We start from the raw sequence: 7,490 nt of genomic DNA, 5'->3' as shown, positions 1-7,490 counted from the left end.
TAGAGGTACACCTTTTCGACTTTGGCGTCGGGTCGCATCATGGCGGGCGGGCTCCAGAGAAATTCGAGAGCACAGCCTCAAGGATCAGAGGACGACTTTGAATGTGGGGTTCATGGCGCGGTTACAGAGAAAGCATGTGGTTTGGTTTCTTGAGCATCGCCTAAATCGGCGCAGCGAGCTGACGCGGTATTACTATTTGCTGACCATACGATTGCTCGCTCGTCGTTTAGAGAAACCATGGGTACTCATCCTCTGATCGAGGATCTGGTTTTGATAAACGCCATAAAAACTCTAAGATTAAAACAACACCACAGAACCACAAATTCTGACTATTGAATTAAAATCCAGTTCGCACCTTCATGTCCGCCCGATAAAAATTATCTCTAGGGAACACAGATACATATTCGAAACCGTCAACTTTATACCGCACCCAAATATTGTCCACGCTCTTATAAATCAGGCACCCCGTCTGACTCTCCTTATCGTTCACATGAACAATCACAAAATTGCACCCATTGGAAGCAGCAACCTCTCCACCGCTTTTCATTGCCGAGTTAAATAAATAATTTGAGAACCAAACGATGGACACCAGCAATAACACACCCTTCAACTGCGAACACGCCAGCAGCAAATTCTCAGATCGTTCCGATGCAACTCGCTTCAAATACATAGTCCCCAAGAGCGCTAATAACACATAGAGAACAACAAAAAACAGAAGCGGATATACAACAGGACTTATAACCTTAATTATCTCTCTGCCGCCCTCAAAGAAAATTTGATCGACAGCAACATCAACAAACGCAGGATCAACATTCATGCTTCGAAAATAGCCATTGAAATAGCCCCTTCCTGAAGCATATGTAATTGCTGTAAGGATGAATGCCCCACCTACAAACTCTAAGATTCCATTTCTCACTGGCATTACCTATTTCAAGTCTAGGCGAAATTGTTCACCCGCTCCGCCAAGCTGGTCCTTGAGCTGCGGGGATGATTCTGCTGACCCTTGGATATTTATCTGAGGCGAAAACGAGATAGATGGTAATGCGCTATCAACATTAGCTAATTTTAGATCAAGGCTAGAGGTCAAACTTGAAACTCCTTTCTTGTCCATGATCTGCTTATACTCCTCAAGCATTTTATCCATTTTATCCCTGTTAGCAGGTTTTGCTGTTCGCTCCTGGGACATATCTTCTTGTTGAAGAGTCGAAACTATTTCTTCAGAAAGACTATTCAGCGCGTCGGACCCGCCTTGACATCCAGTCAATCCAAAAGCTAGCAAAGCAGCTAAAATCCGAGCATAGACTTCAGGCCTTACACCATTCAACACCCTAACCGCGTGGTGAAAATACCCTGGCGACATTACTTCAGCTTGAGAGGTTAACCTCTCTTGGAAGTCAGCCCCAAGCAAGCTTTCCTCTAGCAGTTTTGCCAAGTCAAATCCTGGCAACGTTGGTTTTAATAGAGCGTCGGTAGCCAGCTGCGTGCAAACTACAAAGTCAAGCAACCTACACATATTACGAGTGCCGACGGGGCCACTTCTTGCAACGCGATTTGAAAAATAAACAACGTCGTGACGCACAAAAACAGGATAAATCAAGGAATAAATTTTATCCCAATACTCATCCAAACTAGATACTGTATTTCTGGCTAAAAGAGGCTTCTTCAGACCGGCGCTAAGAAGCTCACGCGAAATTGGTTTCCCCCAAGCCACATTTCTACGCAACTTAGAGTCTAAATACTCAACCTTTGGCTCTTTCGCACCTCGATATATTGTATTTTTCAGCACAGTTTCGTCAATATAAGACTCTGACGTGAACTGACCAATAGCTATATGACTCTTACATAGAGTTACAACCAGATCGCCTACGCGCATTTCTTGCGCAAATTTATTAACTTGCGCTTCGCGATTGGCTAGAGACATTTTACTTTCGAAGTACTCTTCCTCGGCCAGCTCAACATCCGGCTCAAGATCAGGACTCGTATCATCGAGCTTCTTTAGCGCTGCTAATTGGGAGTCAAAAAAATTATCAGACTCGGCTTCGAGATACCCGCGCAAAACCTCCCTCGAAGGAATCTCTTTAAGCGCATGTTTTTTGATCAGCTTGTCGATATGGGCTATTGCAACAACGCCATGCTTCAGGAAATTCTGAAAATGCTTTCCGCCGGAAGCCCTAACCAACCATATGCGCTGTCCTTCAGGGTACACAAAGACTTTCGGCAGCACCGTCAATTCCCTCTGCAATGTCACAATGATGGCGCAGTATAATTTTCATACAACAAAAAATGCAACACAAATCCCTGAGAATCTACCCCACCCTTAACGACGAATTCAATGCCTAAAAATTTCACTGTGCGCTGGCGACCAAGGTTTTGTACTAGATAGTATGCAGTCGAACATCCCGATGCATTGCAATATGAACTCAATACCCAAACCAGTCTTATAAAAAACCCCCAAAGCTAGTTATAAGCGATAATTATATAAGTGCTGAAATGTATATTCCATTGGCAATTCGATGGGCAAGCGTTGGTGATGGACCGCAATACCGGTGTTCGAGAGACTCTTTTGGGCATAGCGCTTAGCTTAAGCCTGAAGTTGGATATAGCGGCGGCGTGGAAATGCAGCGCTGCGAATGCTGGCTGATGCCGAGCACAAGACGCTGCAATACATCGAGGGTAAGGCGTTTTTTACGATCCTGGTGTGTGTTTTCTTGCTCCTGCGAACTATGAGGGAAGTGCCTGAGGATAGTTTTTGAGATAGAACAAGGTACCCCTAAAAATAAAATAATTATATGTCATATAGTTATGCAGGTTTTCGACTCCTGGTGCCGCACCATACAAAACGAAGCCCTTGCAGAAATGCGAGGGCTTTGTTGTTTCTATGGTTTGGAAATTCCCCTGGAAGCTGCCACATTGCTGCGACAAGGCCAACAAAGCCTTATCTCCATCGACTGACCAAACATTGCCCGCGTGCCTACCCGTTACAATTTCACGTCAGCGCGACGTTGACGACCTCTTACACCTACCTACAATGCACCCCAACACACCCGCCAAGCCTAGGTTGACCCAGTCAGCAAGCTCAAATCGTGCGGGTTTTTTTGCCTGGAGAAAGCTACATGAGGCCCTTCGACAAACCAGCCCTCAGCGTAGAACAGCAATTGGAACTTGCATCACAAGCCAAAGCGTTGAATCGCTCCAGCAGGGCGTGGGCCCGATCGAGCAGACCAGAAAGGAGACTCATCGCCCCCCTGTCACGATTGCCTGTCATCCAATGTGTAACTGACTTCAAAACGAGCGTTCACAACGGATACGATCCGTGCGGATCTCCTATTAGAACTACAGAAACAATGCGAGGGTGGTTCCTACACCACCCTCGCATCTTTTTACCCGTGCGATGCCTCAGACGCCGCCATGAACAATGTCTGTATTCAGTAGATCGACCCCGACCAAGGTAATGGTAGTTATTTGTCCACCCGTCTCGGCAATCGTCACGATGCTATCTGCGCCGGTGTTGTCGATCGACTGGACAGTGGCGCTCGGGTCGCCGTTGAGCACCAGCGTGTCTTGCACGCCTGGGCCCGCATCGAAGCCGGTGACCTGGTACAGGTTCTCGTCGACTGACAAATCGATGTTGAAGGCATCACGCTCGCCGCCCGTGCCAACCAGCCTGAAGTCGAAGAGCGCATCGGCCGAATCGTTGGCGAACAGGTTGGCGTCGAACGCACTCGTCGCCGAGTCCCCATCCTTGTCTGTCAGCGTCGCATTGAACGCCAGCTTGACATCGCTGGCCAGGCTCTCGCTCTCCTTAATGAACTGGATCACCGGGATCTTGATCTCGCCCCGGGCCATCGTGAGCTGCACAGCATCGATCAGCGCCGTGCCCTCTTTCTCAATGAGGAAGGACACCTGGCCACCATCCTCTGGAGTCAGACTGTTCACCTCGATGAGGTTCGAGAACGTGCCATCCTCGTAGTAGACCCTGTAGTACAGGTCCTCGGTCGCCGTGTTGTAACCCCCCACGGAGTTGTCGATGAAGACCCTCATGCCCGTCAGCAGGCTTTCTGGATTGATGACGAAACTTTCATCGGCGGCGCCGATTGCCGCGTGGTTGTCTCCCTGGAACAGGTTGTTGGCGATGCCGATGCCGGCCGTGCTGACGTTCATGGCCGCCGGGTCGATATACGACGGCAGCGGGTTGGTCTGTAGCGCGGCTTCGGTGGGGTCGGGGGCTCCAAGCCCGATGCCGGTCAGGATGTCCGCAGTCGACGCCAGCGCTTTCGCGGAGAAGAACACCACCTCCTCGGATGCCGAAGGAATCGCCGGGTTATCCGTCTCCGGAATCAACAAGGTGCGCACTGGATCCGGACCGCCAGCAGCGAGTGAGCCGTCGGCACTGCTGAGCACGATCGTCGAACGGAAGCCTTGCACCAGATCCAGTGCATAGCTGCCATTGGCGAAGGCGGTCAGCGTGTAGTCGACGGTGGTATCCGCCGTTGCGGCGTTGTTGTCGAAATCACCGGTCAACTTCCCGGCGAATTGGTACGCACCATTGGCGTCCGGTGAGGGTGCCAGCTCATTGAGCGTGCCGGTCCCGGTCGTGGTCGTGTTGTCGGGCCTGACGAGGGTGAACTGGCCATTGACCAACGAGATATCCAGACCGGCCGCCCCCAGCCCGTCGGCTCCCGCCGAACTGTCCCAGAACCCGTATTGGGGAAGGACGCTACCGGTCCCGATCAGGTTGCCGAACGCGAGTGATGGGCCGTCGTCCTCGAACACCAGGTTCTGGCCGATGTTGAGGGTCGCGTGGGCACTGTCGCCGTCCTTGTCGGTCTTGGTTGCCGTCAGTGTCACCAGGTCATCCGAAGTCAGGCTCGTCGCATCATCGGGGTTGGCTGCGTTGGGATGCACCACCGCCCGAAGTTGGTCGAGCGTGACATCACCATTGGCGGCGACGCTGACGGTGAACACCAGCGCGTTGCTCGCGGCCGTGCGTCCTTCGACCACCGCGCCATTGAGCGACAGATTCACCGCCTGGCCGCTGGCGGTGTCGGTCAGTCCGGAGGCTCCGGCCACCACACCCAACGCATAGGTCAGGGTGCCAGCGCCATCGGCGCCAAACGCCGAGTTGAAGTTGGCGGCAAAGCTCTTGGTATCGTTGATCGCCAGGACCGTTTCGTCCACCGTCAGCGTTGGCTCCTCACCGGTGGTGTTGATGCTCGGTCCGTCGTCCTCGAACACCAGGTTCTGCCCAATGTTGAGCGTCGCCTGGACACTGTCGCCGTCGCCGTCAGTCGTGGTCGCCGTCAGCGTCACCAGGTCATCCGAGGTCAGGCTCGTCGCATCATCGGGATCGGTGGCGTCGGGATGCACCACGGCCCGAAGCTGGTCGAGGGTGACATCACCATTGGCAGCGACGCTAACGGTGAACACCAGCAGGTCGGTGGTGGCCGTACGGCCTTCCACTACTGCACCGTTGAGCGACAGGTTGACCGCCTCACCACTGGCGGTGTCGGTCAGGCCGGAGGCCCCCGCCACTACGCCCAGCGCATAGGTCAGAGTGCCAGCGCCATCGGCGCCAAACGCCGAGTTGAAGTTGGCGGCAAAGCTCTTGGTATCGTTGATCGCCAATACCGTTTCATCTACCGTCAACGTCGGCTCTACGCCGGTGGTGCTGATGCTCGGTCCGTCGTCCTCGAACACCAGGTTCTGCCCAATGTTGAGCGTCGCCTGGACACTGTCGCCATCGCCATCAGTCGTGGTCGCCGTCAGCGTTACCAGGTCATCCGAGGTCAGGCTCGTCGCGTCATCGGGATCGGTGGTGTCGGGATGCACTACCGCCCGAAGCTGGTCGAGGGTGACATCACCATTGCTGGCGACGCTGACGGTGAACACCAGCAGGTCACTCGTAGCTGTGCGGCCTTCCACCACCGCGCCATTGAGCGACAGGTTGACCGCCTCACCGCTGGCGGTGTCGGTCAGCCCGGAGGCTCCCGCCACTACGCCCAGCGCATAGGTCAAAGTGCCAGCGCCATCGGCGCCAAACGCCGAGTTGAAGTTGGCGGCAAAGCTCTTGGTATCGTTGATCGCCAGGACCGTTTCGTCCACCGTCAGCGTTGGCTCCTCACCGGTGGTGTTGATGCTCGGTCCGTCGTCCTCGAACACCAGGTTCTGCCCAATGTTGAGCGTCGCCTGGACACTGTCGCCGTCGCCGTCAGTCGTGGTCGCCGTCAGCGTCACCAGGTCATCCGAGGTCAGGCTCGTCGCATCATCGGGATCGGTGGCGTCGGGATGCACCACGGCCCGAAGCTGGTCGAGGGTGACATCACCATTGGCAGCGACGCTAACGGTGAACACCAGCAGGTCGGTGGTGGCCGTACGGCCTTCCACTACTGCACCGTTGAGCGACAGGTTGACCGCCTCACCACTGGCGGTGTCGGTCAGGCCGGAGGCCCCCGCCACTACGCCCAGCGCATAGGTCAGAGTGCCAGCGCCATCGGCGCCATACGCCGAGTTGAAGTTGGCGGAAAAGCTCTTGGTATCGTTGATCGCCAATACCGTTTCGTCCACCGTCAGCGTTGGTTCCTCACCGGTGGTGCTGATGCTCGGTCCGTCGTCTTCGAACACCAGGTTCTGCCCAATGTTGAGCGTCGCCTGGACACTGTCGCCGTCCTTGTCGGTCGTGGTCGCCGTCAGTGTCACCAGATCGTCCGAGGTCAGGCTCGTCGCATCATCGGGATCGGTGGTATCGGGATGTACCACGGCCCGAAGCTGGTCGAGCGTGACATCACCATTGGCGGCGACGCTGACGGTGAACACCAGCAGGTCGGTGGCGGCCGTACGGCCTTCCACCACTGCACCGTTAAGCGACAGGTTGACGGCCTCACCGCTGGCGGTGTCGGTCAGCCCGGAGGCCCCCGCCACTACGCCCAGCGCAAAGGTCAGGGTGCCAGCGCCATCGGCGCCAAACGCCGAGTTGAAGTTGGCGGCAAAGCTCTCGGTATCGTTGATCGCCAATACCGTTTCGTCCACCGTCAGCGTTGGCTCCTCACCGGTGGTGCTGATGCTCGGTCCGTCGTCTTCGAACACCAGGTTCTGCCCAATATTGAGCGTTGCCTGGACACTGTCGCCATCGCCGTCGGTCGTGGTCGCCGTCAGTGTCACCAGGTCATCCGAGGTCAGGCTCGTCGCATCATCAGGATCGGTGGCGTCGGGATGCACCACGGCCCGAAGCTGGTCGAGCGTGACATCACCATTGGCAGCGACGCTAACGGTGAACACCAGCAGGTCACTCGTAGCTGTGCGGCCTTCGACCACCGCGCCGTTGAGCGACAGGTTAACGGCCTCACCGCTGGCCGTGTCGGTCAGTCCGGAGGCCCCCGCCACTACGCCCAGCGCATAGGTCAGGGTGCCAGCCCCATCGGCGCCAAACGCCGAGTTGAAGTTGGCGGCAAAGCTCTTGGTATCGTTGATCGCCAATACTGTTTCATCCACCG

General features: G+C 55.1%; 4 protein-coding genes. 1 reads left to right on the top strand and 3 read right to left on the bottom strand.

Features of this window, described 5'->3' with window-relative positions:
* Positions 1-61: 61 nt before the first annotated feature.
* Positions 62-256 carry a hypothetical protein gene (locus tag CKW25_RS27245; RefSeq protein WP_095083815.1) on the top strand — a complete coding sequence of 65 codons (195 nt, stop codon included), beginning with the start codon at positions 62-64 and terminating at the stop codon, positions 254-256.
* Positions 257-337: 81 nt separating this feature from the next.
* On the opposite strand, the gene CKW25_RS25850 is transcribed toward CKW25_RS27245, so the two are convergent.
* The 3 genes from CKW25_RS25850 to CKW25_RS27240 form a co-directional block, all read right to left on the bottom strand.
* A complete protein-coding gene (locus CKW25_RS25850) occupies positions 338-922 on the bottom strand; it encodes a hypothetical protein (RefSeq protein ID WP_143497503.1) in 585 nt (194 codons plus the stop codon).
* Positions 923-925: 3 nt separating this feature from the next.
* Positions 926-2,224 carry a hypothetical protein gene (locus CKW25_RS25845; protein ID WP_095083813.1) on the bottom strand — a complete coding sequence of 433 codons (1,299 nt, stop codon included), beginning with the start codon at positions 2,222-2,224 and terminating at the stop codon, positions 926-928.
* A gap of 1,172 nt (positions 2,225-3,396) precedes the next feature.
* The coding region (locus CKW25_RS27240; RefSeq protein WP_256578038.1) for a DUF5801 repeats-in-toxin domain-containing protein at positions 3,397-7,490 on the bottom strand (4,094 nt) is incomplete at its 5' end.

The sequence above is a fragment of the Pseudomonas sp. Irchel s3h17 genome (genome assembly GCF_900187505.1).
In the GTDB taxonomy this organism is placed as follows: Bacteria; Pseudomonadota; Gammaproteobacteria; order Pseudomonadales; family Pseudomonadaceae; genus Aquipseudomonas.
Note: the sequence above shows the minus strand (reverse complement) of the source record. Positions and strands in the feature narration are given on the sequence as shown.